A 26,374-nucleotide genomic window follows, 5' to 3' on the forward strand; every position below is an offset into this window, starting at 1 on the left:
GTGGGATGGTCGGCTGAAGGGCATAGAGGCAAGCGCAGCGCCATCGAGCGGGAGCAGCGTGTGGCGCCGAAACGCGACGATGGCCGCCTCCTCAGCCTCCGTGGGGACCGTCGAACGTGGCTCCTTTGGGCCGGTCTTGAGATCATCCACCGTCTGCCGTTTGCGCCACTTTGCAACCGTCCTGGGATTGATCCCCAGCTTCCGGCTCAGCGTCGCGCTCGAAGCTTGCGATCATTCGGGCAGGCCCTCGGACCGGTGGCGGGCCGCCCTCACTATTGCTGCTCTGACGGCGTGCGTGGTCGTGGCGCTTCCATGATGAACTTGTCCCAGAGGGCATCCTTCCGCTGTTGAGAAAGGATCGCACAATCAAACCGTAGGATCAAACAACTACGCGGCTTTTAACCATGCCTTAACCATCCGGCCTTAGCATTCCCCGAAACCTTGGGGAACAGAATGGTCGCCACCGCCTATACCGTCGCCTTCGAAGGCGTCGATGCCCGCCTGGTCGAGGTTCAGTGCTCCGTTGCGGCCGGTCTGCCGGGATTCTCGATCGTGGGCCTGCCCAACAAGGCGGTGTCCGAGGCGAAGGAGCGTGTCCGCGCGGCCTTTGGCGCAATGTCCATCGCCCTGCCCAGCAAGCGGCTGACTGTGAACCTCTCGCCCGCGGACCTGCCGAAGGAGGGGTCGCATTTCGATCTGCCCATCGCGCTGGCGATCCTGGCCGCGCTGAAGGTCGTCCCCCCCGAGGATGTCGCGCGCTGCGTCTCCCTGGGCGAGCTGTCGCTGGACGGACGGCTGGTCCCCGTGGCGGGCGCCCTGCCCGCTGCCGTCGCCGCGTCCGAGGATGACCGCAGCCTGATCTGTCCCGCCGCCTGCGGCCCCGAGGCGGCGTGGATCCAGACCGTTCCCGTCTTCGGCGCGACGACGCTGCGATCCGTCGTCGATCACTTGAGCGACCGCAAGCCGCTTTCCCCCGCCCAGCCCGGCATGCTGCGAGAGGACCCGGCGCGCGGATGCCTCTCCGAGGTGCGCGGCCAGGAACGCGCCAAGCGCGCGCTGGAAATCGCCGCCGCGGGGCGCCACCACCTGCTGATGGTCGGCCCGCCCGGCGCGGGCAAGTCGATGCTGGCGTCGCGCCTGCCGGGCCTCATGCCCCCGCTGACCCCGTCCGAGGCGCTGGCCACATCCATGATCCATTCGGTCGCGGGCATCCTGCCTGCGGGCGGCATCTCTCGTCAGCCGCCGTTCCTGGAACCGCATCACACCGCGTCCCCGGCGGCCATCGTGGGCGGCGGGCGGTCCGCGCGGCCCGGACAGATCAGCCTTGCCCATCACGGCGTCCTGTTCATGGACGAGCTGCCCGAATACCCCCGCCAGGTGCTGGAAAGCCTGCGCCAACCCATTGAGACGGGCGAGGTCATGGTCGCCCGCGCCGCCCGTCACGTCAGCTATCCCTGCCGGTTCCTGCTGGTGGCTGCCGCCAATCCCTGCCGCTGCGGGCACTTGGCGGATGCCGCGCGGGCCTGCCCCAAGGCCGCGACCTGCGGGCAGGATTACCTCTCGCGCATATCCGGCCCGCTGATGGACCGTTTCGACCTGCGGATCGAGGTTCCCGCAACGCGGATCGATGACCTGGAAGGCGGCGCGGATGGCGACAGTTCGGTCGTGATCGCGGATCGGGTCGCGCAGGCGCGGCTGGTCCAGGCGGAACGCTATGCCGCCGAGCCGGGCGTCTCGGTCAATGCCGAGGCCACAGGCGCGATCCTGGAACAGGTCGCGCGCCCGGATGCCGAGGGCCAGGCGCTGATCCGCAAGGCAGCCGACCGGCTGGGGCTGACGGCGCGCGGATACCACCGCATCCTGCGCACCGCGCGCACCATCGCGGATCTGGACGGCGCCGAGGCCGTCCGCACCCCGCATCTGGCCGAGGCCATCAGCTATCGCCTGCCATTCGCGGCAGGCTGAGGGCTCAGCGTTCGGACAGGCGACGCTCGATCGCCTCCCAGATCGCGGCGGATGCGTTGATCCCGTCGAAACGCTCCAGCTCTTGCAGGCCGGTCGGAGAGGTCACGTTGATCTCGGTCAGCCAGCCGTCGATCACGTCGATGCCGGTGAAGATCAGGCCCTTCTCGCGCAGGGTCGGGCCGATGATCTTGCAGATCTCGTATTCGCGCTCGGTCAGGCCGATCTTCTCGGCGCGGCCGCCGACATGCATGTTGGAACGTGCCTCGCCCTCTTGCGGGACGCGGTTGATCGCGCCGACGGGCTCGCCGTCGACCAGGATGATCCGCTTGTCGCCCTTGACCACGGCGGGCAGGTATTTCTGCGCGATCATCGGTTCGCGGTTGATGCCGGCAAAGGTCTCCAGCAGCGAGGACAGGTTCGGATCGCCGGGCTTGAGGTGGAACACGCCCGCGCCCCCGTTGCCATAAAGCGGCTTGACGATGATCTCTCCGTGGCGTTCGCGGAAGGCGCGGAAGGCTGCCGGATCGCGCGCGATCATGGTCGGCGGGGTCAGGTCGGGGAAGTCCAGGACCATCAGCTTCTCGGGGCAGTTGCGCACCCAGAACGGGTCGTTCACGACCAGCGTCTTCGGATGCACCCGGTCCAGAAGGTGGGTCGAGGTGACATAGGCCATGTCGAAGGGCGGGTCCTGCCGCAGCCAGACCACGTCGAACTCGGTCACGTCCACCTCGGCCCATTCGCCGAAGGTCACATGATCGCCCTGCTTGCGGCGCAGCGTGATCGGGCGACCGCGCGCGATCACGCGCCCCTGGTCATAGCGCAGCTGGTCGGCGGTGTACTGGAACAGACGGTGCCCGCGGGCCTCGGCCTCGAGGCCGATGCGGAAGGTGCTGTCGGCATCGATCGACACGGCCTCGACCGGGTCCATCTGAAGGGCGACGTAAAGGCTCATGCTGCGCTCCTGATCATTCGGGGTGACATTTGGCGCTCGGGCGGGCGGGATGCAAGATTGCGGGGTCAGAAAGCCGCGAACGCGTCGGGAAGGATCGCGACGCGGCCCGTGGCATCGACCAGCGCCGCGTCGAAGCGCATCTCGGTCGCAAGCGGCCTGCCGGTGGCGGCCAGGTATTCCTCGGCGGCGCCCATGATGCGGCGGGCCTGTGTGGGTCGGATGCGTTCGGCGGCGGCGTCATGGGTCGCGGCGGATTTCACCTCGACGAAGATCAGGGCCGCGTCCGCCTGCAGGATCAGGTCGATCTCTCCGCTGCGCCCGCGCCAGCGGCGGGCCAGCAGTTCGGCCCCCTGACCGCGATATTCGCGCAGCACCGCATCCTCGGCCATGGCGCCCGACAAGTTCGCGGTCGTCCCGCGCGCCGAGCGCATCATTCGTCGCGCGACAGGGCCAGAGCGCGCTGATAGACGTCGCGCTTGGCCATGCCCAGGCTATCGGCAACCTCCTTGGCGGCGTCCTTGACGGACATGCGGCCCATGCGGTCGCGCAGGGCGTCGTCCAGCGTCTCTTCGCTGATCTCGACCTCGCCGGGACGGTCGATCAGCATCACGACCTCACCCTTGAGGCTGTCCATGCGGGGATCCTGCGACAGGTCGGAGGCGGTGCCGCGGATGACCTCCTCGAACTTCTTGGTCAGCTCTCGCGCGATGACGATGGCGCGGTCGGGATCCTGCAAGGCCAGCTCGGCCAGGGTGCGCGACACGCGGCGCGGGCTTTCGTACAGGATCAGCGTCGCGTCGGTCGCCAGCCATGTCCGCAGCCATGTCCGACGCGCAGCCTCGGTCGAGGGCGGGAAGCCCAGGAACAGGAACCGGTCCGAGGGCAGCCCCGACAGGCTGAGCGCGGCCAGCGCGGCAGACGGCCCCGGCAGCGCATGGACCCGCGCGCCCGCCTCGGTCGCGTCCAGCGCCAGGCGGTATCCGGGATCGGCCACCAGCGGCGTCCCCGCGTCCGAACAATAGGCGACGCTTGCGCCTTCCTTCAGCGCGCCGATCAGCGCGGGACGCGCGCGCGCGCCGTTATGGTCGTGATAGGCGATCAGCCGCCGACCGCGCAGGGGGATGCCGTGGATCTCCATCAGGTGGCGCAGCACGCGCGTATCCTCGGCCGCAAGGATGTCAGCGCTGTTCAGCACGTCCAGCGCGCGCAGCGTGATGTCGCGCGCGGCTCCGATGGGCGTCGCGACCAGGTGCAGGCCGGGGTCGATGCGCGCGACCTCGATCCGGGCGGCGATGGGGCGGGCGCCTTCGGGCTGGGCTGAACGTTCCATGACATCTTTCCTTCGTCTTGGCCCCGCGTGGGTGCCGTGCCGTTGCCATCGGCACGCACCGGACATAGTCTGCGCCCGAGGACTTGCAAAACCAATAGTTCAACGGGGGAAGTTTCACATGTTCGCATCCACCACAAGCCGGACCGCCACGGGTGGGCTGCGCAGGGGCCTGACCCGCGCGGGCGCCGTGATCTCGGCCCTGTTCCTTGCCGCCTGCGAACCCGGCGCGATGACCGAACAGGCATCCGGCCCCGAAACCGGCCAGCTGATCGACCCGTCGCAGCCGGTGCGCGTGGCGCTGCTGGCCCCTGCGGGCACCGGCTCGGCCGACCTCGAATGGCTGGCGCGCAGCCTCAAGAACTCGGCCCGGATGGCGGCGGCGGATGCGCAGGGCGCCTCGATCGACCTGCGCATTTATGACACCGGCGCCTCGACCGAGGCCGCGGTGGCGCAGGCGAATGCCGCCGTCGATGCGGGCGCGCAGATCATCCTGGGCCCGCTGTTCGCCGAGGGCGCGAACGCGGTCGGCAACGCGATGGCCCCGCGCAACGTGAACGTGCTGACATTCTCGAACAACACGCAGGTCGCAGGCGGGAACGTCTTCATCCTGGGCAACAGCTTCGAGAATATCGCGGACCGCCTGGTCGGCTATGGCGTCAAGCAGGGTAAGCGCAACGTCCTGATCGTCGCCGAGGATGACGTCGCGGGCCAGCTGGGCGGCGCCGCGATCGAGACCGCCGCCGCGCGCAACGGCGCACGCGTCGCGGGCCGGATCAACCATCCGGTCTCGGTGACCGGGATCGACGCCGTGGTCCCGCGCGTGGCCGAGGCCGCGAAGTCGGGCAACGTGGATTCGGTCTTCATGACCGCGAACCACCAGGCCGTCCTGCCCTATCTGACCCAGCAGCTGGCCGATGCCGGCGTGCGTTCGCCCGTGACCCAGATGATGGGCCTGACCCGGTGGGACCAGCCCGCCAGCCGCCTTTCGGAAGCCCAGCTGGCCGAGGGCTGGTTCGCGATCCCCGACCAGGGCCTGATGCGCCAGTTCGAGGCCCGCTATGCCCAGACCCACGGCGAACAGCCCCATCCGCTGGCCTCGCTGTCCTATGACGGCGTGGCGGCCATCGCGTCGCTTGCACGCAGCGGGCGCCGCAACGCGCTGACCTCGACCTCGCTGACGCAGCGCGCGGGCTTTGCGGGCGTGGGCGGCATCTTCCGGCTGAAGGGCGACCGGACCATCCAGCGCGGCCTGTCGGTCGCGACCATCCGCAACGGCCAGCTGGTCGTGCTGGACCCCGCCCCGCAGACCGCGCGCGGCTTCGGGTCGTAACAACAGGACCAGACCGCCAAGATGACAGCCAAGCCCGACGCAGACGACGCCCCGGTTCCGACCGGGGCGTCCGACCTGTTCGACACCCCGACCGTCCTGTCCCGGCTGGATGCCGAGCTGGCGGATGTTCCCGAACCCAAGCAGATCCGCGCCCGCACGGTCGCGCTTCTGAGCCAGCTGCGCCAGGACGGCATGGCCCTGGTCGAGGCGGGCTTCCTGTCCCACCCCCGCGCCGCCCGAGAGACGGTGCGCGCCACGGCCGAGCTGACGGACGTGATCGTCACCGCCGTCCACCACGTCGCAACGACGTGCCTGCATCCCCTGCACACCCCCTCCGAGGCCGAGAAGCTGGCGATCCTTGCGGTCGGCGGCTATGGCCGCGCCGAGATGGCGCCCGCCTCGGATGTGGACCTGCTGTTCCTGACCCCCTGGAAGATCACCGCCTGGGCCGAGAGCGTGGTCGAATCCATGCTGTACATGCTGTGGGACCTGAAGCTGAAGATCGGCCATTCGATCCGCAGCGTGGACGACTGCCTGCGGCTGGGCGAAGGCGACATGACCATCCGCACCTCGCTGGTGGAGCACCGCCTGGTGACTGGCCACGCCCCCCTGGCCGAGGAACTGCGCCACCGCCTGTGGTCCGAGCTGTTCGAACGCACCATCCCCGAATTCATCGAGGCCAAGCTGGACGAACGCGCCGCGCGCCACACGCGCCAGGGCGGCCAGCGATACGTCCTCGAACCCAACGTCAAGGAGGGCAAGGGCGGCCTGCGCGACCTGCAGACCCTGTACTGGATCGCGAAATACATCCACCGCGTCGATCGCGCGGTCGAGCTGGTCGATCTGGGCGTCTTCTCGCGCGATGAGCACCTGGCCTTCTGGCAGGCCGAGGATTTCCTCTGGGCCGTGCGCTGCCACCTGCACCTGATCGCGGGCCGTCCGGTCGATGTGCTGTCCTTCGACATGCAGGTCGAGGTCGCCCGCCGCATGGGCTATGCCGACACCGCCGCGCGTCGGGGCGTCGAGTATTTCATGCAGGACTATTTCCGCCACGCGACCGGCGTGGGCGAGCTGACGCGCGTCTTCCTGACGGCGCTGGAAAACCAGCATGTCCGCACCGCGCCGATCTTTGGCAGGCTGTTCCGCAGGCGCCGCAAGATGCGCGCGGGCTTTGCTGACGTTCAGGGCCGCATCTCTTTCTCGACCGAGGCCGAGTTCCTGTCGGATCCGCTGAACCTGCTGCGCCTGTTCGAGGAGGCGCTGCGCACCGGCACCCTGATCCATCCCGACGCGATGCGCCTCGTGGCCGCGAACCTGCATCTGCTGGACGAGAAGGTGCAGGCCGATCCCGAGGCCATCTCGATCTTCATGGACATGCTGCTGAAGCACGGGAACCCCGAACGCGCCCTGCGTCGCATGAACGAGCTGGGCGTGCTGGCCGCCTTCATCCCGGAATTCGAACCGGTCGTGGCGATGATGCAGTTCAACGTCTATCACCACTATACCGTCGACGAACATTCGATCCAATGCGTCGCGGCCCTGGCCCAGATCGAGCGGGGCGAGCAGATCGAGGATCTGCCCCTGTCGTCGGAAATCATCGACGCAGGCGTGAACCGCCGCGTGCTGTACCTCGCCACGCTGCTGCACGACATCGGCAAGGGCCGGAACGAGGATCACTCGATCCTGGGCGCGCGCATCGCAAGGCGGGTCGCGGCGCGCTTCGGGTTCCAGCAGGACGATATCGACACGGTGGAATGGCTGGTGCGCAACCACCTGCTGATGTCCGACGTGGCGCAGAAGCGCGACATCGCCGACCCCCGCACGCTGCGCGACTTCGCCAAGGCGGTGAAGACGCGCAGGCGGCTGGACCTGCTGCTGGTGCTGACGGTCTGCGACATCCGCGGCGTCGGACCGGGGACCTGGAACAACTGGAAGGCCGCCCTGCTGCGCACGCTGCACCGCGAGACCGCGGCCGCGCTGGAAAACGGGCTGGAGGAGCTGAACCGCGACAAGCGCCTGGCCGAGGCCAAGCGTTCGCTCAAGCACATGCTGCTGGCCAAGGGCTGGGAGGCAAAGGCCATCCGCGCCGAGGCCGCCCGCCATTACGACGCCTATTGGCCGGGGCTGCCCACCCAGACCCACGCCGTCTTTGCGGAACTGCTGCGCGAGGTCGGCCCGGACGAGATCCGCATCGACCTGCAGGCCGATGCCGACCGCGACGCGACCCGCGCGGCCTTCGTGCTGGCCGACCATCCGGGCATCTTCTCGCGGCTGGCGGGGGCGCTGACCCTGACCGGGGCGAATGTCGTCGATGCGCGGACCTACACCACGCGCGACGGCTATGCGACGGCGGTCTTCTGGGTGCAGGATGCCGACGGCCATCCCTTTGCCGAGGATCGGCTGCCCAAGCTGCGCCAGACCATCCTGCGCACCCTGATGGGCGAGATCGTCGCCCGAGAGGCATTCGCCAGCCGCGACAAGCCCAAGAAGCGCAACCGGGAATTCAAGTTCCCGACCCATGTCACCTTCGACAACGAAGGCAGCGACATCTATACCATCATCGAGGTCGATACCCGCGACCGTCCGGGTCTGCTGTATGACCTGACGCGGACGCTGGCCTCGAACCACATCCAGATCGTCAGCGCAGTGATCGCCACCTATGGCGCGCAGGTCGTCGACAGCTTCTACGTCAAGGACATGTTCGGCCTGAAGCTGCACAGCGCGTCCAAGCGGGACGCCCTGGAAAAGAGACTGCGCGCCGCGATCATCGACGGCGTGAAACGGGCAGAGGCACCGAATACATGAAGACCGGACTTGTGCGCGGATTCCTGGCCGTGGGAATCTGGACGCTGATCTCGCGCGCATCGGGCTTCGTGCGCGACATCCTGATGGCCGCGTGGCTGGGCACGGGCGCCATGGCCGAGGCCTTCCTGATCGCGCTGTCGCTGCCCAACATGTTCCGCCGCTTCTTCGCCGAGGGCGCGTTCAACACCGCCTTCATCCCGATGTTCTCGAAGAAGCTCGAGGATCGGGACGAGGCGCAGCGCTTCGCGCAGCAGGCGTTCTCGGGGCTGTTCGCCGTGGTGCTGGTCCTGTCGGCGGTGGCGATGGTCCTGATGCCGGGGCTGGTGTGGCTGATGGCGTCGGGGTTCCAGGGGGACGAACGTTTCGACCTTGCGGTCGAATACGGGCGCATCACCTTCCCCTATATCCTGCTGATCTCGATGGCCTCGATGATCTCGGGGGTGCTGAACGCGAACGGGCGGTTCACGGCGGCAGCGGCCGCGCCCGTGCTGCTGAACCTGCTGTTCATCGTGGCGATGTATCTTGGCCGCTGGCAGGGCTGGGATCTGGGCCTGACGCTGGCATGGGCGACGCCCGTCACCGGCATCGCGCAACTGGCGCTGGTCTGGTGGGACGCGCACCGGACGGGCTGGACCTTCCGCCCGCGCCGCCCGCGCATGACCCCCGAGATGCGCCACCTGGTCGCCGTCGCCCTGCCCGCCGCCTTCGCGGGCGGCGTGGTGCAGATCAACCTGCTGATCGGGCGCCAGGTCGGGTCGCGGTTCGAGGGCGCGATCGGCTGGCTGTCCTATTCCGACCGGCTGTACCAGCTGCCGCTTGGCGTGGTCGGCGCGGCGGTCGCGGTCGTCCTGCTGCCCGAACTGGCGCGCAGGCTGCGCGCGGGCGATCACGCGGGCGGCCAGCAGGCGTTTTCCCGCGCGACCGAGTTCGGGCTGTTCCTCACCCTGCCCTCGGCCTTCGCGATCGCGGTGATCGCGGAGCCGATGGTCTCGACCCTGTTCGAACGCGGTGCCTTCAGCGCCTTCGACACGCAGCAGACAGCGGCGGCGCTGGTCGTCTATGCCCTCGGCCTGCCCGCCTTCGTGCTGCAGAAGATCCTGCAACCGCTGTATTTCGCGCGCGAGGATACGCGGACGCCCTTCCGCTTCGCCCTGTTTTCCATGGTGGTGAACGCGGCGGTGGCCTTCGGCCTGATGCCGCTGGTGGGATTCCTTGCGGCGGCACTGGGCACGACCATCGCGGCCTGGGTCATGGTGGGGCAGTTGTGGTGGGGCACCCGCGCGATGGGCCAGGCGGCCCGCGCGGATGCCAAGCTGGTCCGCGCCTTCCCCCGCCTTCTGGCCGCATCGGCGCTGATGGCGGGTGCGCTTTGGGTCATGCGCGCCTGGCTGGAGGCGGGTTCCCTGGGGCGCGCGGCGTCGCTTGCGATCCTCGTCTTCGGCGGCGCCGCGATCTATTTCGCGCTGGCCTTCGTCATCGCGGGCTATCGCCCGTCCGAGCTGAAGGCCGCGGTCCGGCGGGGTTAACGCCGCCGGATCTGCTGCAGGGCGCGGGCCATGCCGCCATCGACCAGCGCGAAGCTCAGCGCGAAGCCGGTGGCAAAGCCCGCAACCTCGGCGATCCAACCGAGGCCCGCGCCCCCGAAGACCAGCCCGAATGCCAGCTGGAAGACCAACAGCATGCCGATCAGCGAAAACGCCCGCATCCGGTTGGCGTTCACCGCGGCCAGCTTGGTCCACAGCAGGAAGGTGAACGCGCCCACAAGGCCATAGACCGCAGGGTAGCCCCCGATCAGCGGCGCGTTCTGCGGCCCCAACGCCGCCAGCAGCAGCGAATAGATGACCGCACCCCCGATGGCCGAACCGAAGAACAGCGCCACGACCGCCGCAGGGCGGAAGTTCCGCGCGACCAGGTTGCCAAGCGCAAGCGTGAAGACCGCGACGAACAGCGCATGCGTCAACGAGGCGTGCACGAAGGCATAGCTGAACAGGCGGTAGAACTCGGACGGGGCCTGCTGCAGGAATTGCGGTGCGCGCTGGATCAGCTCGGGCGGCAGGGCGGCCATACGGATGGCGGTCAGGCGCAGGCCCACCCCCTCGGCGCCGCCGATCAGCCCGATGCCGCCAAGCGCGAAGATCGCCTCGGTCGCGATGACGGGCAGGGTCAGCAGCCAGATCACCGGCGGCAAGGGGTTCAGCGGGGATTCGGTCAGTCCGGGACGCATTGAATTTCCTTGAAGGTTGCGGAAGGCCCAGCCAACGGCTAAGCCAGCGGCCAGGAAATTCCAAGGCAGGCCGGTCATGTCCGAACCCCAAAACAGCACCTTCCGCCCGCGCATCTTCTCGGGGATCCAGCCCTCGGGCGGGCTGACGCTCGGAAACTATCTTGGCGCGCTCAAGCGTTTCGCGGCCCTGCAGGGCGGCGAGGCCGAGACGATCTATTGCGTGGTGGACCTGCACGCCATCACGGTCTGGCAGGAACCCGAGCAGCTGCGGATGCGCATCCGCGAGGCTGCCGCGGCCTTCATGGCGGCGGGCGTCGATCCGGCGAAATCGGTCCTGTTCAACCAGAGCCAGGTCAGCGCGCATGCCGAAATGGCGTGGCTGTTCAACACGGTGGCCCGCGTCGGCTGGATGTACCGGATGACGCAGTTCAAGGACAAGGCCGGCAAGAACAGCGAGAACGCCTCGCTCGGGCTTCTGGCCTATCCGGCGCTGATGGCGGCCGACATCCTGACCTACCAGGCGACGGCGGTTCCCGTGGGCGAGGATCAGAAGCAGCACCTGGAACTGACGCGCGACATCGCCGCCAAGTTCAACCACGACTACAAGGTCGATCACTTCCCGATCACCCAGCCGCTGATCGAGGGCGTGGCCACGCGCGTCATGTCGCTGCGCGACGGGTCGAAGAAGATGTCGAAATCCGACCCCTCGGATGCCAGCCGGATCAACCTGACCGACGATGCGGATGCCATCGCGCAGAAGATCCGCAAGGCGCGGACCGATGCGGACCCCCTGCCCGGTTCGGCGGACGGGCTGAAGGACCGCCCCGAGGCGCGCAACCTGGTCAACATCTATGCCGCCCTGTCGGACGAGACGGTCGACCAGGTGCTGGCACGGTTCGAGGGTCAGGGCTTCGGCGCCTTCAAGCCCGCCCTGGCCGAGGTCGCGGTCGCGTCCATGGCGCCGATCACCAAGGCGATGTCGGATTACATGGCCGACCCGGCCGAGATCGACCGGGTTCTGGCCGACGGTGCCGACCGGGCCGAGGCCATCGCGCGTCCGATCCTGGACCGCACCAAGGACATCATGGGCCTTCTGCGCACGCGCTGAAGGCCCACGGGCCGCGACCGCTCAGCGGATCGTGGCCCGCCCCCGCCCCTCTCTCTTCGAGGCATAGAGCGCCTCGTCGGTCTGGTGCAGCAGATCGACCATGTCCTCGGTGTCGCCGGGACGCCAGATCACGACCCCAAGGCTGGCCGAAACGCGCAGCTCGCCCAGTTCGGGCGGCGACAGCGCCCTGATCGAGCCGATCAGCCGATCCGCGATCCGCCCTATATCGCCGTGATTCGTCATGCGTCGCAGGATCAGCACGAATTCGTCGCCCCCGATCCGCGCCGCGATATCGACCTTGCGCACGATGCCGCGCAGCACGACGCCGACATGGCGCAGTAGTTCGTCCCCCGCCTTGTGGCCCAGCCGGTCGTTCACCTGCTTGAAGTGATCCAGGTCCAGATGCACCAGCGCGAAGGCGCATTCCTCGGGGGACATGCCGACCTCGTGCGGACGCTTCAACGCGGCCTGCAGCGCAAGCTCCAACCCCCGGCGGTTCCCGAGGCCCGTCAACGGGTCGGTCTGCGCCTGCTGGATCGCAGCCTCTCGCGAGCGGGCCAGCTGGCTGTTGAAGCGCGCAAGCTCGCGCAGGACGCCAAGATTGGCCTCTTGCAGGAACAGGAACTCCATCGCCAGCTCCGAGGGCGCGAAATCGTCGTCCGTCAGGCCCGCCCTGCGGATCGCGGCCTTCAGATCCGCCCCAAACCCGAGGTTCAGAAGCATCGCCCCGCCTGCAAGCTCGACCGCATGGCCGCGCAGGACAAGGTCGTCGATCCCCGCGATGCGCAGGAACAGACGCTCTCCCGAGGCGACGGCATCGCTGCAGATCGCCAGCAGCGGACGGGTCTTGTCGCCACGCGCGGGCAGCAGCAGGTCCAGCCCCTGGGCCAATTGCGGCGCGATCTTGGACAGGGTCGGTCCAACCGACAGGACCGCCCCGTCGCGCGACACGACCAGATGCATCGGCAGCAGCGCCCCGAGCGAGGGCGCGGGCATCATCACCGGCATATTCATCGCGCCACCTCGGACGGTGCGACATCCAGCGAGAAGTCGCGGGCCTGCGCGAAGGACGTGTCCCAGACATCGACCCGGATCAGCGCCCCTTCCGTCGAGATCAGGCAGAGCGCCCCGTAATCGTCGGCCATCCCCCGCACGATACCGATCAGCAGATGCCGCCAGGCCGCATCCGGCGGCGACATGGTCAGGAAGATCGAATGACCGATGGCTTCGACCTGTATTGCCGGCAGATGCAGGTTCGGCAGCACCAGATGCGCCCGACCGGGCATCTCCTCCAGCCGCAGAAGGAAGTCGGTGAAATCACGCCCCGAGAAGCGCAGAAGGCGGCGGATGGCCTCGATCCGGGTCATCCATGCGCCCAGATCCTCCAGCATCTCGACCGTCGGCTTGACCAGCCGGAAAGCCGCGCGGTCCAGCATCCGCATGCCGTGGACGCGCCCCGGAACCGGATCGCTCTCCTCGGTCGTGGCCAGTTCGTCGGTGATCGTCCCGACAAGCCCCTCACCATAGGTCGCGCGAAGAAACTCCTCGACCGTGCGATTGATCAATGTGTCCATGCCCACCTCTTTTGGGCACAGCATTACCGCGCGCGGGTTAAGAAAAGGAAAAGCTCAGTCGGCTTCCCAGCCATAACTTCCCGGCCCCGAAAGAACGGTGCGGGCGGCCATGATGTCGCGCGGATCGCGCCCGATCCCTTCGGCGATCTCGAGCAGGCGGTCATCCTGTTCGACGATGTAATCCAGCAGGAACACGGCGATCTCGGGGCGCGAGGCGACCTGGCGCAGGGTCGAGGGTTCCAGCCCGCTGGTGCCCAGAAAGCCCGCAAGCTGCTCGGGGCGTTCGGCCAGCGCCAGAAGAATGTCCGTGGCAAGCTCCTGCGCGCCTTGCTGCGAAATAGCCATGTGCCGGTCCCCGATATGCGTCGATTGGTGAGGCGCGTGATGCGCGGAAATGATTTCTTAAGCTTTTCGGCGCAGAACATGAAGCAAGATAGGTAAGATTTTCAGGATCCAGAGATGACAGCACGCATCCTTGTGGCGGACGGATCGGCGACCGCACGCATCACGTTGAAGGTGCGTCTGGGTTCGGCCTGCCACGAGGTCGCGACCGCAGGCACCAGCGCCGAGGTTCTCGGCCTGCTGTCCCGAGGCTCGGTCGATCTGCTGATCCTGAATGGACCGCTTGCCGACATGAGCGCGGCCGCGGCATGCCAGTTGCTGCGCGGAACGCCCGCGACGGCCACCACGTCGATCGTCGTCATGGTGACCGGGCGCGAACGTCTGGCGGCGCTGTGCGCGGGGGCGACGGCGACGCTGGACCCCGCCGTCGAGGACGAGATCCTGCTGGCCCAGATCCGCCGTCTGCTGTCCGAGTCGCAGCAGGAAGGCCCGGTGAGCTTCGGCATGGCCGAGCTTCGGGCGCGCCCGAATTCCTGCGATGCGGCCTATGCGATCGTCACGGACGCCGGATCGCGCAACAGTTACGCGATCGCGCTGGACCTTGGCGCGGGCGAGGTGCTGGCAGACCCCTTCGCGGATGCGGGCGCGGCGGATGCCTCGGCCATCGCGCTGGACGGGCTGCTGGCACGCAAGTCGCGCAAGGACCGCAAGCGGGCAGAGACGCAGCGCCAGCTGGAGGAGGCAATCAAGGACCCGCTGACCGGTCTGTTTAATCGCCGCTATGCCGAACCGCGCATGCTGCAGATCGCGCGGAACGCCGCGCAGTCGGGGACTGGCTTCGCGATCCTTGCGCTGGATCTCGACCACTTCAAGTCGATCAACGACCAGCTGGGCCATGCGGCAGGCGATGCCGTTCTGGCCGAGGGGATCCGCGCCGCGATCTGTGGCCAGCCGATCCGCATCGGCGGGACGCGGCAGATCGGCGTCAGCCATGCGCATCCCCACGCGGCGCAGGATGCCGCCGGTGTTGTCACGGGCGTGATGCAGCGGGCGGATCTTGCGCTGATGGCGGCGAAGAAGGCCGGGCGGAACCGTGTCATCGCGTCGCATCCCGAACGCGCGGCCTGACGGAACCCGGACTGGTAAAGCGGGCGGCCAGGGCCTAGGTTCTTGGGACAGCCCACGGAGGTGCCAGGCATGGAAAGCACTGCGACATATCAGGATCGGCCCACGGGCCAGGCGATGACGCGCGGCGCCAAGCTGCGTTGCCCTGCCTGCGGCGAGGGACGGATGTTCACGAGCTATCTCAAGGTCGCGGACCACTGCCCCGATTGCGGCGAGGCGCTTCACCATCAGCGCGCCGATGACGGGCCGGCCTATCTGACGATCCTGCTGGTCTCGCACATCGCGGCGCCGATCCTGCTGGCATCCTATGTCGCATGGCGCCCAAGCGCGATCACCATGCTGATCGTCTTCAGCCTGGGAACGATCGTGTCGTCGCTGGTCCTGCTGCCGATCATCAAGGGCGGCTTCGTCGGCCTGCAATGGGCGCGGCGAATGCACGGGTTCGGCGAATGACCGACGCGCCCATCCGCCCCGCCGCGACCGTGCTGCTGCTGCGCCGCGACGGGTCCGAGCCGCGCGTCGTGATGGGGATGCGGGGTGCGAAGGCCGTGTTCATGCCGTCGAAATACGTCTTTCCCGGCGGTGCTGTCGATGCGACCGACGACGCGATCCCGCTTGCGTCGGGCCTTGCCCCTGCCTGCGCCGCCCGGCTGCGGGCCGAGGGTCAGAACCCCGACGCCATCGCGGCGGCAGCATTGCGCGAACTGGTCGAGGAAACCGGCCTCATGATCGGACGCCCCGGCGCACAGGCCACAACCCTTCCGGGATACGCCGATGCGGGCCTTCTGCCCGACGCCTCTGCGCTGACCTATTTCTTCCGCGCCATCACCCCACCCGGCAGGCCGCGCCGCTTCGACGCGCATTTCTTCCTTGCCGATGCGAACCGGCTGAGCGGCGATCCCGACGATTTCAGCGCCGCCTGCGACGAGCTTTCGCACCTGCACTGGGTCGCCCTGTCCGAGGCGCGGCAACTGGACCTGCCCTTCATCACCGAGGTGGTCCTGGCCGAACTGGCCTCGGTCGCGCGCGGTCTTGGCCCGGACGAGGCCATTCCCGGCCCGGCGACGGTTCCCTTCTTCGACAACCGGGGAACCGCCCCCGCCTTCCGCCAGATCGCCTAGCGTCCGGTAAAGTTCGGCTTGCGCTTCTGAAGGAACGCCCCGACCCCTTCGGTGAAGTCGCGGCTGTGCCCTGCCTTGCCCTGCAACTGCGCCTCGAGCGCGAGTTGTTCTTCCAGGTCGTTCCCGAAGCTTGCCGAAACCGCCTGCCTGATCGACAGGTAAGCACCCGTCGGCCCCTCGGACAGCTGGCGCGCGCGGTTGGCGACGACGGCCTCGAACTCCTCGTCGGGGACGGCCTGCCAGATCATGCCCCAATCGACCGCCTGCTGCGCCGAAACCGGTTCCGCGAACAGCATCGCACCCATCGCGCGCGCATGGCCGATCGCACGCGGGATATACCACGTGCCCCCCGCGTCGGGGATGAGGCCGATCCGCGTGAAGGCTTGGATGAAGCTGGCCGAGTTCGCGGCGATCACCACGTCGCAGACCAGCGCGACATTCGCCCCTGCCCCCGCGGCCACGCCGTTCACGGCGGCGATGACGGGCACGGCGCAGCCGGTGATCGCGCGCAGCATCGGCTCGTATTCCTCGCGCAGCGTCCGTTCCAGGTCGATCGCGGCACCGGCATCCGTCAGATCCTGCCCCGAGCAGAAGCCGCGCCCCTCGCCCGTCAGCACGACGCAGCGCACGCCCTCGGGCAGATCGCTCAGCGCGGCCGTGATCTCCTGGCGCATCGTCGCGTTCAGCGCGTTCATCATCTCAGGCCGGTTCATGACGACGCGCAGGACGGCGTCCTGGTGTTCAACCCGAATGGTCTGGAATTCCATCTGTTCCCCCCTTGGTTCAGGGGGATCATGGGCGGAAACCACGCCCCGCGAAAGCGCGACCCCGCGTCAGTCGCCGCGCATCAGATCTTCCAGCCGGCGACGCTCGGCCTCGTCCAGATCGTCGGGCATCGACTGGGTGCGGTCGCGCCCACGCAGAAAGCGCCAGGCTGCGAAGGCCGCGATCAGCGCCATGATCGGCCCCGCCAGCCACAGGACAAGGTTCGCGCCCGTCGCCCGGGGGCTGAACAGCACGAACTCTCCGAAGCGGTCCACAACGTGGTCGACCACCTGCGCGTCACTGTCGCCCGCGACCAGCCGTTCGCGCACATAGAGCCGCAGATCCCGGCTGATCGCGGCGTTCGAATCGTCGATATTCTCGCCCTGGCAGACCGGGCAGCGCAGATCGCGAGAGATCGCCCTTGCCCGTTCCTCCAGTCGCGGGTCGTCCAGAACCTCGTCGGGCTGGACGGCCATCGCCGGACCGCCAAGCAACAGCAGCAGAAGCAGCCCCCTCATGCGGATGCCCTCCGGGCGGCGGCCGCCACGCGATAGCGACGGTCGGACAGGCTGATCAGGCCGCCAAGCGCCATCAGGATCGCCCCGCCCCAGATCCAGTTCGCGAAGGGCTTGATATAGGACCGGACCGCCCAGCCGCCCTCGGGCTGTTCGTTCCCGATGACGACATAGAGGTCGCGGAAGAAGCCATAGTCGATCCCCGCCTCGGTCGTGGGCATGCCCTGCACCGGATAGACGCGCTTTTCGGGCCGCAGCGTGGCGACGCGGGAACCGCCGCGCGACACCTCGATCACGGCCATCTGCGACAGGTAGTTCGGGCCGCGAACCTGGTCGACCTGCCGAAGCGTCAGCTTATAGGAGCCAAGCGCGAAGGGCTCGTCGATCCTGGCGACGCGGATATCCTCGACCTCCCACGCCTGGATCAGGGCGACGGCGATGAAGGTGACGCCCAGACCCGCATGCGCGACGGCCTTGCCCCAGTCGGCGCGTGGCAGGCGGAACAGCCGCCGCCAGCCCGAATTGCCGGTACGCTGCCAAAGATCGACCGCGGATCCGGCGATCAGCCATGACCCGAGCGCCGCCCCGATCACCGCCAGCGCCGAATGCCCGGTGGACAGCGTGAAGACCAGCGCCGCGACTGCGGCAGACAGGATCGCGGCCCCCCGCAACGGGCGCAGGGTGCGTGCGATCCGCGCCCGCTTCCACGGCATGATTGCCCCGAAGGGCAACGCGATGGCCAGAACGATCATGAAGGGCGTGAACGCCTTGTCGAAGAAGGGCGGCCCGACGGACAGGACGCGGCCCCAGACCAGTTCCGCGACAAGGGGCCAGATCGTGCCGATGAAGACGACGAAGGCGCTGACGGCCAGCAGCACGTTGTTCAGCACCAGCGCCCCTTCGCGCGACAGGGGCGAGAACACGCCCTTGGCCGTCATCTGCGAGGCACGCGCCGCGAACAGCGTCAGCGCACCGCCGATGAACAGGACCAGGATGCCCAGGATGAAGACCCCGCGCTGCGGGTCGCTGGCAAAGCTGTGGACCGAGGTGATGACCCCCGACCGCACGATGAACGTCCCGATAAGCGAGAAGCCGAAGGCCATGATCGCCAGCAGGATCGTCCAGCTCTTGAGAGCCTCTCGCTTCTCGACGACGATGGCGGAATGCAGAAGCGCCGCCGACAGCAGCCAGGGCATGAAGCTGGCATTCTCGACCGGGTCCCAGAACCAGAAGCCGCCCCAGCCCAGCTCGTAATAGGCCCACCAAGACCCGAGCGCGATGCCGATGGTCAGGAACACCCATGCCGCCAGCGTCCAGGGACGCACCCACCGCGCCCATGCGGCATCGACGCTCCCCTCGATCAGCGCGGCGACGGCAAAGCTGAACGCCATCGAAAGCCCGACATACCCCAGATAGAGAAACGGCGGATGGAAGGCGAGGCCCGGGTCCTGCAGCAGCGGGTTCAGGTCGCGCCCGTCGAAAGGCGGATCGCCCAGGCGCCAGAACGGGTTCGACGTGAAGATGATGAAGGCGAGGAACGCCACGCTGATTGCACCCTGCACCGACAGCACCCTTGCGCGCAGCCGTGGCGGCAGGTTCGGACCGAAGATCGCCGCAGCCGCCCCGAACAGCGCGAGGATCAGCACCCACAGCAGCATCGACCCCTCGTGGTTCCCCCAGACACCGCTGATCTTGTACAGCATCGGCTTCGAGCTGTGGGAATTCTCGTAGACCAGCCGAAGCGAGAAGTCCGAGGTGACGAAGGCGACGGTCAGCGCGGTAAAGCTTGCCGCCAGCAGCAGAAGCTGCACGATCGCAGCCGATCGCGCCGTGTCCGCGACACCGGCCCAGCCGCGCGAAAGCCCCAGCATCGGCACCGTGCATTGAAAGATCGCGACCATGAACGCCATGATCAGCGACAGGTGGCCAAGCTCTGCGGTCATTCGACGGGTCCCCTTCTCGCGCCCGGGGACCATAGTTGCGGCGCGTCGCCTGCGAAAGACCCTGCGGCGACGCGCCCCGGTCACTTTCCTTGCGACCGCGCCCAGTCGCGCAGCGCGGCGTTGTCGGCAAAGTCGTCGGATGGCGCGGCGAAGGGCTGCGCGGTTTGCGGTTCGGGGGTTTCGGCGGTCGCAGGCACGGACCAGCCGCGATTGCGGAAGTGGTGCGCCTCTCGTGCGCCGAAATAGAACCCGACGATGGCGCCCATCAACCACCAGAGCGGCTCGGGAACGGCCTGAAGCCCCTGCATCCGCAGCCCGAAGCCCGCAGGCTCTATCATGGCATAGATGAACAGGCCCATCGTCCCCAGTGCCAGCAAGGGGCGCGGAAGGCGGTTCAACGCATTGACGAAACCGTCGAACCAGCCCTGTCGCGGGGCCGCGAACTCCTTGCCGTGCTGATCCAGCGCGCGGGCGAACGCCTCTTCGTCCAGTTCCATCCGGCGGGTGGCGTTGCGGGTGAACACCTCGGCCATTCCCGTGGCGGCGCTGCCCAATGCGCCGACGGCGGGGGCGACCCCGATGAAGCGGTCGATCATGCCCATGACGCGACCCTCGCCCGATGTTCGGCCTCGGTCAGGTGATAGCGGGCCGAGATGAACTCTTCGGCGCGCGTGATCCAGCCGCCCTTGCCGCCCGAATTGCTGCGCGCGTATTTGCGGCTGGCCGCCCGCTGATCCGCCAGTGCATAATAATAATTGCGCCGCGCGATCCCGTAGGCGTCGGCGATGTGGTCGGGGGCCACTGCCGCCGCGCCCGTGACCGCGGCGATGGTTCTGGGTCCGACGACCCCGTCATCGGCGGCGGCAAAGCCCATCCGGGTGACCAGCCGCTGCAGGATCTTCACCGCGTTGCTGCCCGCGTTCACATACATGTCGAACACGCTCGGCTGGACTGCGGCAGGCAGCTCGGCCAGGCGCGGCTTGTTGAAATAGTGCTGGACGAAGATCTGTTCGGCCTGCGCGCGCGTCAGGGCGCGGACATCCGCGGCATCCACCTTGCCGTCGCCCGTCAGGTCCATGCCGAGGCCCCGCATGGTGCCGATGGTCACGCCGTAATTCGTGGCCCCGCCCGGATCGTCCGGGTCGTTCACATATCCGCCCTCGCGTCGGACGATGTCCCGCGCGATCTGTTCGACTGTCTGCATGATGCGTCCCCGCTTGATCCCGAATGCCGGAATGCTGGGGAAACCGCGTTAACGGCCCGTTAACCGATCGCGCGTTGCACGGGTCAGGACGACGGCTCCTGATAGACGCCGGTCTCTTTCAACGTGTCGATGACCTCCCGCGGCATGTAGGTCTCGTCATGCTTGGCAAGGATCTCGCGGGCCTCGAAGCGCCCGTTGCGGAACCAGCCCTTGGCGATGGTTCCCTGCCCTTCGCCGAACAGATCGGGCCTCGGTTCGCGTCCGACATAGCTGACCGGGATCTCGGCGGCGCCATCCGTGATCACGAAGTCGAACGCCACACCCGCCCCGTCGCGGATCGAGCCGTCCTTGACCAGCCCGCCCAGCTGAAAGAACTCGTCCGCGTCGGGCGCGGCCTCGGCCACCTGGCTGGGCGAGCGATAGAGGTTGATGCCGTCGCTGAAACCGATCCCGATCAGGACCGACGCCGCCGTCAGCGCGACGGCAGCCGCCGCGACGATCTGGATACGGCGCTGTTTCTTCAACGATTTCATGGCGGCCCCTTATGCGGCTTCAAACTCGATCCGGCGGCGCAGGAACTGCGTGGCCTTGCCCGAGACGCGCACCGGATCGCCCGTGGTCAGGTAGCGCGAGCGCGTCCCCTCGCCCGTGAATTCCGGACGGCGCGCAAGATAGTCCGCAAGGCTGTCGGCCACCAGCCCCGCCTGGCTGTAGACCTGCACATCGGCCCCAAGCGCCTTCTGGAACGCGTCCTGCATCAGCGGGTAATGCGTGCAGCCCAGGATCGCGGCCTGCGGGTGCGGCATCCGGCGCATCAGCGCCTCGACATGGCTCGTGACCATCGCTTCGGCGAGGATCTCGTCGCCCATCTCGATCGCGTCGACCACGCCACCGCAGGGCTGCGCCTCGACATCGACACCGACGGCGCGGAAGGCAAGCTCGCGCTGGAAGGCGCGGCTTGCGACCGTGGCGGGGGTCGCGAACAGCGCGACATGCTTGACCGCGACCTCTCGTGGGGGGGAGTTGTCGCCCCATCGGCGTTCGGTCAGCGCCTCGATCATCGGGACAAAGACGCCCAGGACGCGCTTGTTCTCGGGCAGCCAGGTTTCCTGCATCCGCTTGAGCGCCGCCGCGCTTGCGGTGTTGCACGCCAGGATCACCAGGTCGCACCCTTCGGCCCACAGCCGTTCGACGCCGCGGCAGGTCAGATCGAAGATGTCGTCGGCGGTCCGCACCCCATAGGGCGCATGGGCGTTGTCGCCCAGATAGACCAGCGGCAGGTCGGGCAGCCGCGCGGCGATGGCCTGATGGACCGTCAGACCGCCAAGACCCGAATCGAAAACGCCTACCGCCATTGAAACTCTCCCGTTGCGCGTGGCGCCCTTCATAGGACGCCACGCGGCACTTGCAAACGGTTCGCCTTACTCGGCGGCTTCACGCATTGGTGCGCCGCCCGACCGGAACTGATCCAGCAGCTCGGCCCGGCGCTGCGCGGCCTCGGCTGCGGCCTTGGCCTTGACCGGGCCATAGCCCCGGACGGTCAGCGGAAGATCCGCCAGCTCGATCGCGATGGGCAGCGTGGCATCGGTCACGCCCGCGAAGATCTCGGCCATGTCGGCCTCGTATTCGCGGATCGCGCGGCGCTCCTCCCGCCGCTCGGACTGATATCCGAAGGGATCCAGCGGGGTGCCCCGCAGACCCTTCAGCGAGGCCAGCACCCGGAAGGCCCGCAGGATCCAAGGACCGAACTCGCGCTTCTTGGGCCGCCCGATGGCATCGGTGCCCGGCAGCATCGGCGGGGCAAGATGGAAGGTCAGGCGCGGCGCGTCCTCCCATTGTTCGGCGACGCGATCCGCGGTCTGCAGATGAAGACGCGCGACCTCGTATTCATCCTTGTACGCCAACAGCTTGTAGTAGCTTCTTGCGACGCTTTCGCGCAGTGCTTCGGGGGCCTTCCCGACCATAGCCCGATAGCGTTTCGCCAGCCGCCTGCCCTGATAGCCGACCAGCCGCTCGGCCCGATACTCGACCGGATCGGGCGGAAGCTCGGTCACCGTGGCGGGCGGGCGGACCTGGTCGGGGAAGGCCACGGCCCAACGCCCGATCTCGAACGCGCGCAGGTTCTCGTCGACCTTGGCGCCGTTCAGCCTGATGGCCTGTGCGATCGCATCATGGGTCAGCGGGATCAGGCCCTGCTGCCATGCGCCACCCAGCACCAGCATGTTGCTGTAGATCGAGTCCCCCAGCTTGCGCAGCGCAAGGTCGTTCGCGTCGAAGAACGCGACCCGATCCTTAAGTCGCGCCTGAAGCGACACCCGAAGCTGATCCGAGGGGATCTGGAAATCGCGGAAGCGCGTGAAATCGCCCGTGATGATCTCGTGGTCGTTCACCACGGCACCCGTGCGCCCCTGCGTCATCAGCCCAAGCGTCTTGGCGCCCGCGGACACAACAAGGTCGCCGCCGATGACGCAATCGGCCTCGCCGGTGGCCACGCGGATCGCGCTGATATCCTCGGGGCGGTCGGCAAGACGCAGGTGGATATGCACCGCGCCCCCCTTCTGGGCCAGGCCCGCCATCTCCATCATGCCCGCGCCCTTGCCGTCGATATGCGCGGCCTGCGCCAACACCGCGCCGATGGTCACGACGCCCGTGCCGCCCACGCCGGTGATGACGATGTTATGCGTCCCGTTGATCGCGGGAAGCACGGGTTCGGGAAGGTCCGGCAGGTCCAGCGCCTCGGCCTTGGGGCGGCGCAGCTTGCCGCCGCTGACCGAGACGAAGCTGGGGCAGAAGCCTTTCACGCAGCTGAAATCCTTGTTGCAGCTGGACTGGTCGATCTGCCGCTTGCGTCCCAGCTCGGTTTCCAGCGGCACGACCGACACGCAGTTCGACTGGACCGAACAATCGCCGCAGCCCTCGCAGACCTCGGGGTTGATCCAGACACGGCGGTCCGGGTCCGGGAAGGTGCCCTTCTTGCGACGGCGCCGCTTCTCGGCCGCGCAGGTCTGGATATAGAGGATCGCGCTGACGCCCTTCACGCCCTCCAGCTCTCGCTGGACGTTCATCATCTCGGCGCGTTCCTCGAAACGCATGCCGGACGGGAAGAGGCTGCGGTCGATCTCTTCCTTCTCGTCATAGACGGCGATGACGGGGTGCACGCCCATCGCCTGCAATTCCGCCGCGATCTGATGCGCGGACAGCCCGCCCTCGTTCGGCTGGCCGCCGGTCATCGCCACGGCGTCGTTATACAGGATCTTGTAGGTAATGTTGGTCCCGGCAGCCTGCGCCGCTCGGATCGCAAGGATCCCCGAATGGTTATAGGTTCCGTCCCCAAGATTCTGGAAAACATGATCTCTTTTGCTGAACGGCGCTTCGCCGATCCAGTTCGCGCCCTCGCCACCCATATGGGTGAAGCCCTCGGTGTCGCGTCCCATCCACTGCACCATGTAGTGGCAGCCGATCCCGGCATAGGCGCGGCTTCCCTCGGGCAGTTTGGTCGAGCTGTTATGCGGGCAGCCCGAACAGAACCACGGCGTGCGGGTCGCGACCTCGGGGGCGTTGTCCGCGCGACGCACCTCGACCAGGCGGGTCAGACCGGCACGGACATGCTCGGTCCCGCGCCCCTCCTCGATCAGGATGTTCCCGATCTTCTCGGCGATCATCACGGGGTCGAGCGCATAGCGCGTCGGGAACAGCTCCTCGCCCGTGCGGTCGTGCTTCCAGCCGTGGACGCGGCGCCCGCGACGCTTGTCGAAGATCGCCTCCTTCAGCTGCACCTCGATCAGCTTGCGCTTCTCCTCGACGCAGATGATCAGTTCCAGATCCTCGGACCATTCCTGGATGGACTTCATGTCCATCGGCCAGGTCTGCCCGACCTTGTAGGTGGTCAGGCCCAGCCGCTCGGCCTCGGCCTCGTCGATGCCCAGCAGCGACAGCGCGTGGACCAGGTCCAGCCAGTTCTTGCCTGCGGCGACGAAGCCGATCTTGGCGCCGGGCTTGCCCCAAACGCGCCTGTCGATGCGGTTCGCGCGGCTGAACGCCTCGGCGGCCCATCGCTTGTGGTCGATCATCCGCGCTTCCTGCAGCACGGGCGTATCGCCAAGCCGGATGTTCAGCCCGCCTTCGGGCAGCACGCGATCGGGCGTCACGAAGGACATGCGGTGCGGATCGCCATCGACGACGGCGGTCGCCTCGACCGTGTCCTTCATCGTCTTGAGGCCGGTCCACACGCCCGCATAGCGCGACAGCGCAAAGCCATAGAGGCCGTAATCCAGGATCTCCTGCACGCCTGCCGGCGACAGCACGGGGATATAGGCGTCGATCATCGCCCAGTCCGACTGGTGCAGCACGGTCGAGCTTTCGCCCGTATGGTCGTCGCCCATCGCCATGACGACGCCGCCATGTGGCGACGATCCCGCCATGTTGGCGTGCTTCATCACGTCGCCCGTGCGGTCCACGCCCGGACCCTTGCCGTACCACAGGCCGAAGACGCCGTCGAAGCGCCCCTCGCCGCGCAGTTCGGCCTGTTGCGCGCCCCAGATTGCCGTGGCGGCAAGATCCTCGTTCAGTCCCGGCTGGAACGTCACCCGGGCCTCGGCCAGACGCTTCCCCTCTCGCATCATGGCAAGGTCCACGCCCCCCAGGGGCGATCCGCGATACCCGGTGACCAACCCCGCCGTATTCAGCCCCGCGGCTTCGTCGCGTGCCGATTGCATGAGCATCAGCCGCACGAGTGCCTGCGTCCCGTTCAGCAGCACGTGACGTTTCGTCAGGTCGAAACGGTCCGAAAGTTTGAATTCCTGCTGGCTCATCCTGCTCTCCTCCCTCGCATGATGGCTTGCACCGGGGTCAGTATAGGTCAGCTTTGCTTACCAAAGAAGGAAAATCTTCACTTGACCTCGGGTTGCCTGTTTTGCAGGTGGGGGCTAGCCTTGCACTGGACGCATGGCTGACATGACGAGGCAGGAAACATGGACTGGGACAAGCTCAGAATCTTTCACGCGGTCGCCGATGCGGGCAGCCTGACCCATGCGGGCGACACGTTGCACCTGTCGCAATCCGCCGTCAGCCGCCAGATCCGCGCCCTGGAAGAGGCTTTGGGCACCACGCTGTTCCATCGCCACGCCCGCGGCCTGATCCTGACCGAACAGGGAGAGCTGCTGTTCCAGGCGACATCCTCGATGGCGCGCAAGCTCGAAAGCGCCTCGGCCCGCATCCGCGACAGCGAGGAGAATGTCTTCGGCGAGTTGAAGGTGACGACGCCTGTGGGCTTCGGCACCCTGTGGCTCGCCCCGCGGCTGGTCAAGCTCTATGAGAAATATCCCGACCTGCGCATCGACCTGCTGCTGGAGGAACGCGTCCTGGACCTGCCCATGCGAGAGGCCGACGTTGCCATCCGCATGAAGGAGCCCAGCCAGTCCGACCTGATCCGTCGCCGCCTGCTGAACATCCGCATGCGGCTCTATGCGACGCCGGAATATGTCGAACAGCACGGCAAGCCCGAGACGCTGGAGGAACTGACCAAGCATCGGCTGATCTGCCAGAAGCCCGACCAGCCGCAGGTCGCCTCGGGCGCCCGTCTGGTCGAAACGCTGATGGCGCAGAATGTCGGCTCGACGCTGACGGTCAACAACTACTTCGGGGTGCTGCAGGCGGTTCTGGCGAATCTGGGGATCGGGGTGCTGCCCGATTATCTGACCGCCGACCACCCCGAGCTGGTGCGCATCTTCCCCGATCTTGAATCGGGCGAAGTGCCGGTTTTCCTCGCCTATCCCGAGGAGCTGCGCCAGACGCGGCGCGTCGCCGTCTTCCGCGATTTCGTGCTGGAAGAGATCCAAGCCTATCGCCGCCACCAGTCCGAGGCTGGTCAATCGTAAGGCAACTGCCGAAATTTGGGGCAGTCTTTGCGCGAAAACCGCTGATCATGCGCGGTTTTCCACCCAAGGTTGCAGCTATTCTGCCACTGCATGGGTGATATGTTGCAGATGCAGCAAATCCGACCTTGCGAAGTTCACACACTGCACATAGATCGGGCTTCGAAGGCGATGTCAGGCTTACAAGCTCATCACCTT

At 67.5% G+C, this 26,374-nt stretch carries 24 protein-coding genes and 1 pseudogene; 9 read left to right on the top strand and 16 right to left on the bottom strand.

Annotation, left to right across the window (positions count from 1 at the left end; all coding sequences use genetic code 11):
* Window positions 1–330 (bottom strand): annotated as a pseudogene (locus tag F804_RS17625) (hypothetical protein); the annotation flags it as partial.
* A 123-nt stretch (window positions 331–453) separates the two neighbouring features.
* On the opposite strand from F804_RS17625, the gene F804_RS0104895 reads away from it, so the two are divergent.
* Window positions 454–1,965, top strand: coding sequence for a YifB family Mg chelatase-like AAA ATPase (locus tag F804_RS0104895; RefSeq protein WP_022706633.1), 1,512 nt, complete (start codon window positions 454–456; stop codon window positions 1,963–1,965).
* Between the two features lie 4 nt (window positions 1,966–1,969).
* On the opposite strand, the gene gshB is transcribed toward F804_RS0104895, so the two are convergent.
* The 3 genes from gshB to rsmI all read right to left on the bottom strand — a co-directional run bounded on the left by gshB (window position 1,970) and on the right by rsmI (window position 4,247).
* The gene (gene gshB / locus F804_RS0104900; protein WP_022706634.1) at window positions 1,970–2,917 is read right to left on the bottom strand and encodes a glutathione synthase; all 948 of its coding nucleotides are present in this window, start codon (window positions 2,915–2,917) and stop codon (window positions 1,970–1,972) included.
* 65 nt (window positions 2,918–2,982) lie between these two features.
* Window positions 2,983–3,348 (bottom strand): YraN family protein, encoded by a 366-nt coding sequence (locus F804_RS0104905; RefSeq protein ID WP_028725630.1) that lies wholly within the window; start codon window positions 3,346–3,348, stop codon window positions 2,983–2,985.
* Complete coding sequence (rsmI, locus tag F804_RS0104910) at window positions 3,348–4,247, bottom strand: 16S rRNA (cytidine(1402)-2'-O)-methyltransferase (RefSeq protein WP_022706636.1); 900 nt, start codon at window positions 4,245–4,247, stop codon at window positions 3,348–3,350. Before rsmI ends, F804_RS0104905 begins: the two co-directional genes overlap by 1 nt.
* Window positions 4,248–4,365: 118 nt before the next feature.
* Here rsmI and F804_RS0104915 point away from each other — a divergent pair, with 118 nt between their 5' ends.
* Genes F804_RS0104915 through murJ form a run of 3 tightly spaced genes read left to right on the top strand, consistent with a single transcriptional unit; the run spans window position 4,366 to window position 9,908 of the window.
* Window positions 4,366–5,577, top strand: coding sequence for a penicillin-binding protein activator (locus F804_RS0104915; RefSeq protein ID WP_022706637.1), 1,212 nt, complete (start codon window positions 4,366–4,368; stop codon window positions 5,575–5,577).
* Between the two features lie 21 nt (window positions 5,578–5,598).
* A complete protein-coding gene (locus F804_RS0104920) occupies window positions 5,599–8,382 on the top strand; it encodes a [protein-PII] uridylyltransferase (RefSeq protein ID WP_022706638.1) in 2,784 nt (927 codons plus the stop codon).
* Window positions 8,379–9,908: a murein biosynthesis integral membrane protein MurJ gene (gene murJ / locus F804_RS0104925; protein ID WP_022706639.1), complete on the top strand. Its 1,530-nt coding sequence runs from the start codon at window positions 8,379–8,381 to the stop codon at window positions 9,906–9,908. The genes F804_RS0104920 and murJ overlap by 4 nt, the downstream gene beginning before the upstream one ends.
* Here murJ and F804_RS0104930 read toward each other — a convergent pair.
* Window positions 9,905–10,606, bottom strand: coding sequence for a rhomboid family intramembrane serine protease (locus F804_RS0104930; RefSeq protein WP_022706640.1), 702 nt, complete (start codon window positions 10,604–10,606; stop codon window positions 9,905–9,907). The genes murJ and F804_RS0104930 overlap by 4 nt on opposite strands.
* 76 nt (window positions 10,607–10,682) lie before the next feature.
* Between F804_RS0104930 and trpS the strand changes: the two genes are divergently transcribed.
* On the top strand, window positions 10,683–11,714 hold the full coding sequence (gene trpS / locus F804_RS0104935; RefSeq protein WP_022706641.1) for a tryptophan--tRNA ligase: 1,032 nt from the start codon (window positions 10,683–10,685) through the stop codon (window positions 11,712–11,714).
* Between the two features lie 21 nt (window positions 11,715–11,735).
* Here trpS and F804_RS0104940 read toward each other — a convergent pair whose 3' ends face one another.
* Genes F804_RS0104940 through F804_RS15675 form a run of 3 tightly spaced genes read right to left on the bottom strand, consistent with a single transcriptional unit; the run spans window position 11,736 to window position 13,633 of the window.
* Window positions 11,736–12,728 carry a GGDEF domain-containing protein gene (locus tag F804_RS0104940; protein WP_022706642.1) on the bottom strand — a complete coding sequence of 331 codons (993 nt, stop codon included), beginning with the start codon at window positions 12,726–12,728 and terminating at the stop codon, window positions 11,736–11,738.
* On the bottom strand, window positions 12,725–13,288 hold the full coding sequence (locus F804_RS0104945; protein ID WP_022706643.1) for a heme NO-binding domain-containing protein: 564 nt from the start codon (window positions 13,286–13,288) through the stop codon (window positions 12,725–12,727). The genes F804_RS0104940 and F804_RS0104945 overlap by 4 nt, the downstream gene beginning before the upstream one ends.
* Window positions 13,289–13,342: 54 nt before the next feature.
* Complete coding sequence (locus F804_RS15675; protein ID WP_022706644.1) at window positions 13,343–13,633, bottom strand: DUF3572 domain-containing protein; 291 nt, start codon at window positions 13,631–13,633, stop codon at window positions 13,343–13,345.
* A gap of 114 nt (window positions 13,634–13,747) precedes the next feature.
* Here F804_RS15675 and F804_RS15680 point away from each other — a divergent pair, with 114 nt between their 5' ends.
* From F804_RS15680 to F804_RS0104965, 3 genes are all read left to right on the top strand, one after another.
* Window positions 13,748–14,758 (top strand): diguanylate cyclase, encoded by a 1,011-nt coding sequence (locus F804_RS15680; protein WP_022706645.1) that lies wholly within the window; start codon window positions 13,748–13,750, stop codon window positions 14,756–14,758.
* A gap of 69 nt (window positions 14,759–14,827) precedes the next feature.
* On the top strand, window positions 14,828–15,208 hold the full coding sequence (locus F804_RS0104960) for a DUF983 domain-containing protein (RefSeq protein ID WP_022706646.1): 381 nt from the start codon (window positions 14,828–14,830) through the stop codon (window positions 15,206–15,208).
* Window positions 15,205–15,876 (top strand): NUDIX hydrolase, encoded by a 672-nt coding sequence (locus F804_RS0104965; RefSeq protein ID WP_022706647.1) that lies wholly within the window; start codon window positions 15,205–15,207, stop codon window positions 15,874–15,876. The genes F804_RS0104960 and F804_RS0104965 overlap by 4 nt, the downstream gene beginning before the upstream one ends.
* Here the strand turns inward: F804_RS0104965 and F804_RS0104970 are convergent.
* The 8 genes from F804_RS0104970 to F804_RS0105005 all read right to left on the bottom strand — a co-directional run bounded on the left by F804_RS0104970 (window position 15,873) and on the right by F804_RS0105005 (window position 25,114).
* Entirely contained in the window at window positions 15,873–16,643 is a 771-nt protein-coding gene (locus tag F804_RS0104970; RefSeq protein ID WP_022706648.1) for an enoyl-CoA hydratase-related protein, read from the bottom strand. The two genes, F804_RS0104965 and F804_RS0104970, sit on opposite strands and share 4 nt — an antisense overlap.
* A gap of 66 nt (window positions 16,644–16,709) precedes the next feature.
* Complete coding sequence (locus tag F804_RS0104975; protein WP_022706649.1) at window positions 16,710–17,159, bottom strand: cytochrome c-type biogenesis protein; 450 nt, start codon at window positions 17,157–17,159, stop codon at window positions 16,710–16,712.
* A complete protein-coding gene (locus tag F804_RS0104980; protein ID WP_022706650.1) occupies window positions 17,156–19,099 on the bottom strand; it encodes a heme lyase CcmF/NrfE family subunit in 1,944 nt (647 codons plus the stop codon). Before F804_RS0104980 ends, F804_RS0104975 begins: the two co-directional genes overlap by 4 nt.
* 80 nt (window positions 19,100–19,179) lie before the next feature.
* Window positions 19,180–19,701 carry a holin family protein gene (locus tag F804_RS0104985; RefSeq protein WP_022706651.1) on the bottom strand — a complete coding sequence of 174 codons (522 nt, stop codon included), beginning with the start codon at window positions 19,699–19,701 and terminating at the stop codon, window positions 19,180–19,182.
* Entirely contained in the window at window positions 19,692–20,303 is a 612-nt protein-coding gene (locus tag F804_RS0104990; RefSeq protein WP_022706652.1) for a holin-associated N-acetylmuramidase, read from the bottom strand. Before F804_RS0104990 ends, F804_RS0104985 begins: the two co-directional genes overlap by 10 nt.
* Before the next feature lie 83 nt (window positions 20,304–20,386).
* Window positions 20,387–20,836 (bottom strand): cytochrome c maturation protein CcmE, encoded by a 450-nt coding sequence (gene ccmE, locus F804_RS0104995; protein WP_022706653.1) that lies wholly within the window; start codon window positions 20,834–20,836, stop codon window positions 20,387–20,389.
* A 9-nt stretch (window positions 20,837–20,845) separates the two neighbouring features.
* On the bottom strand, window positions 20,846–21,658 hold the full coding sequence (locus F804_RS0105000; protein ID WP_022706654.1) for a glutamate racemase: 813 nt from the start codon (window positions 21,656–21,658) through the stop codon (window positions 20,846–20,848).
* A 66-nt stretch (window positions 21,659–21,724) separates the two neighbouring features.
* Window positions 21,725–25,114: an indolepyruvate ferredoxin oxidoreductase family protein gene (locus tag F804_RS0105005; protein ID WP_022706655.1), complete on the bottom strand. Its 3,390-nt coding sequence runs from the start codon at window positions 25,112–25,114 to the stop codon at window positions 21,725–21,727.
* A 159-nt stretch (window positions 25,115–25,273) separates the two neighbouring features.
* Here F804_RS0105005 and F804_RS0105010 point away from each other — a divergent pair, with 159 nt between their 5' ends.
* Window positions 25,274–26,179 carry a LysR family transcriptional regulator gene (locus tag F804_RS0105010; protein ID WP_022706656.1) on the top strand — a complete coding sequence of 302 codons (906 nt, stop codon included), beginning with the start codon at window positions 25,274–25,276 and terminating at the stop codon, window positions 26,177–26,179.
* The last annotated feature ends 195 nt before the right edge of the window (window positions 26,180–26,374 follow it).

Source organism: Paracoccus zeaxanthinifaciens ATCC 21588, from assembly GCF_000420145.1.
GTDB classification, from domain to species: Bacteria; Pseudomonadota; Alphaproteobacteria; order Rhodobacterales; family Rhodobacteraceae; genus Paracoccus; species Paracoccus zeaxanthinifaciens.

Excerpts from the sequence above, each read along its gene's own strand:
- F804_RS0104895 (WP_022706633.1), top strand. The coding sequence starts at position 454 with ATGGTCGCCACCGCCTATACCGTCGCCTTCGAAGGCGTCGATGCCCGC.
- gshB (WP_022706634.1), bottom strand. The coding sequence starts at position 2,917 with ATGAGCCTTTACGTCGCCCTTCAGATGGACCCGGTCGAGGCCGTGTCG.
- F804_RS0104905 (WP_028725630.1), bottom strand. The coding sequence starts at position 3,348 with ATGCGCTCGGCGCGCGGGACGACCGCGAACTTGTCGGGCGCCATGGCC.
- rsmI (WP_022706636.1), bottom strand. The coding sequence starts at position 4,247 with ATGGAACGTTCAGCCCAGCCCGAAGGCGCCCGCCCCATCGCCGCCCGG.
- F804_RS0104915 (WP_022706637.1), top strand. The coding sequence starts at position 4,366 with ATGTTCGCATCCACCACAAGCCGGACCGCCACGGGTGGGCTGCGCAGG.
- F804_RS0104920 (WP_022706638.1), top strand. The coding sequence starts at position 5,599 with ATGACAGCCAAGCCCGACGCAGACGACGCCCCGGTTCCGACCGGGGCG.
- murJ (WP_022706639.1), top strand. The coding sequence starts at position 8,379 with ATGAAGACCGGACTTGTGCGCGGATTCCTGGCCGTGGGAATCTGGACG.
- F804_RS0104930 (WP_022706640.1), bottom strand. The coding sequence starts at position 10,606 with ATGCGTCCCGGACTGACCGAATCCCCGCTGAACCCCTTGCCGCCGGTG.
- trpS (WP_022706641.1), top strand. The coding sequence starts at position 10,683 with ATGTCCGAACCCCAAAACAGCACCTTCCGCCCGCGCATCTTCTCGGGG.
- F804_RS0104940 (WP_022706642.1), bottom strand. The coding sequence starts at position 12,728 with ATGAATATGCCGGTGATGATGCCCGCGCCCTCGCTCGGGGCGCTGCTG.
- F804_RS0104945 (WP_022706643.1), bottom strand. The coding sequence starts at position 13,288 with ATGGACACATTGATCAATCGCACGGTCGAGGAGTTTCTTCGCGCGACC.
- F804_RS15675 (WP_022706644.1), bottom strand. The coding sequence starts at position 13,633 with ATGGCTATTTCGCAGCAAGGCGCGCAGGAGCTTGCCACGGACATTCTT.
- F804_RS15680 (WP_022706645.1), top strand. The coding sequence starts at position 13,748 with ATGACAGCACGCATCCTTGTGGCGGACGGATCGGCGACCGCACGCATC.
- F804_RS0104960 (WP_022706646.1), top strand. The coding sequence starts at position 14,828 with ATGGAAAGCACTGCGACATATCAGGATCGGCCCACGGGCCAGGCGATG.
- F804_RS0104965 (WP_022706647.1), top strand. The coding sequence starts at position 15,205 with ATGACCGACGCGCCCATCCGCCCCGCCGCGACCGTGCTGCTGCTGCGC.
- F804_RS0104970 (WP_022706648.1), bottom strand. The coding sequence starts at position 16,643 with ATGGAATTCCAGACCATTCGGGTTGAACACCAGGACGCCGTCCTGCGC.
- F804_RS0104975 (WP_022706649.1), bottom strand. The coding sequence starts at position 17,159 with ATGAGGGGGCTGCTTCTGCTGCTGTTGCTTGGCGGTCCGGCGATGGCC.
- F804_RS0104980 (WP_022706650.1), bottom strand. The coding sequence starts at position 19,099 with ATGACCGCAGAGCTTGGCCACCTGTCGCTGATCATGGCGTTCATGGTC.
- F804_RS0104985 (WP_022706651.1), bottom strand. The coding sequence starts at position 19,701 with ATGGGCATGATCGACCGCTTCATCGGGGTCGCCCCCGCCGTCGGCGCA.
- F804_RS0104990 (WP_022706652.1), bottom strand. The coding sequence starts at position 20,303 with ATGCAGACAGTCGAACAGATCGCGCGGGACATCGTCCGACGCGAGGGC.
- ccmE (WP_022706653.1), bottom strand. The coding sequence starts at position 20,836 with ATGAAATCGTTGAAGAAACAGCGCCGTATCCAGATCGTCGCGGCGGCT.
- F804_RS0105000 (WP_022706654.1), bottom strand. The coding sequence starts at position 21,658 with ATGGCGGTAGGCGTTTTCGATTCGGGTCTTGGCGGTCTGACGGTCCAT.
- F804_RS0105005 (WP_022706655.1), bottom strand. The coding sequence starts at position 25,114 with ATGAGCCAGCAGGAATTCAAACTTTCGGACCGTTTCGACCTGACGAAA.
- F804_RS0105010 (WP_022706656.1), top strand. The coding sequence starts at position 25,274 with ATGGACTGGGACAAGCTCAGAATCTTTCACGCGGTCGCCGATGCGGGC.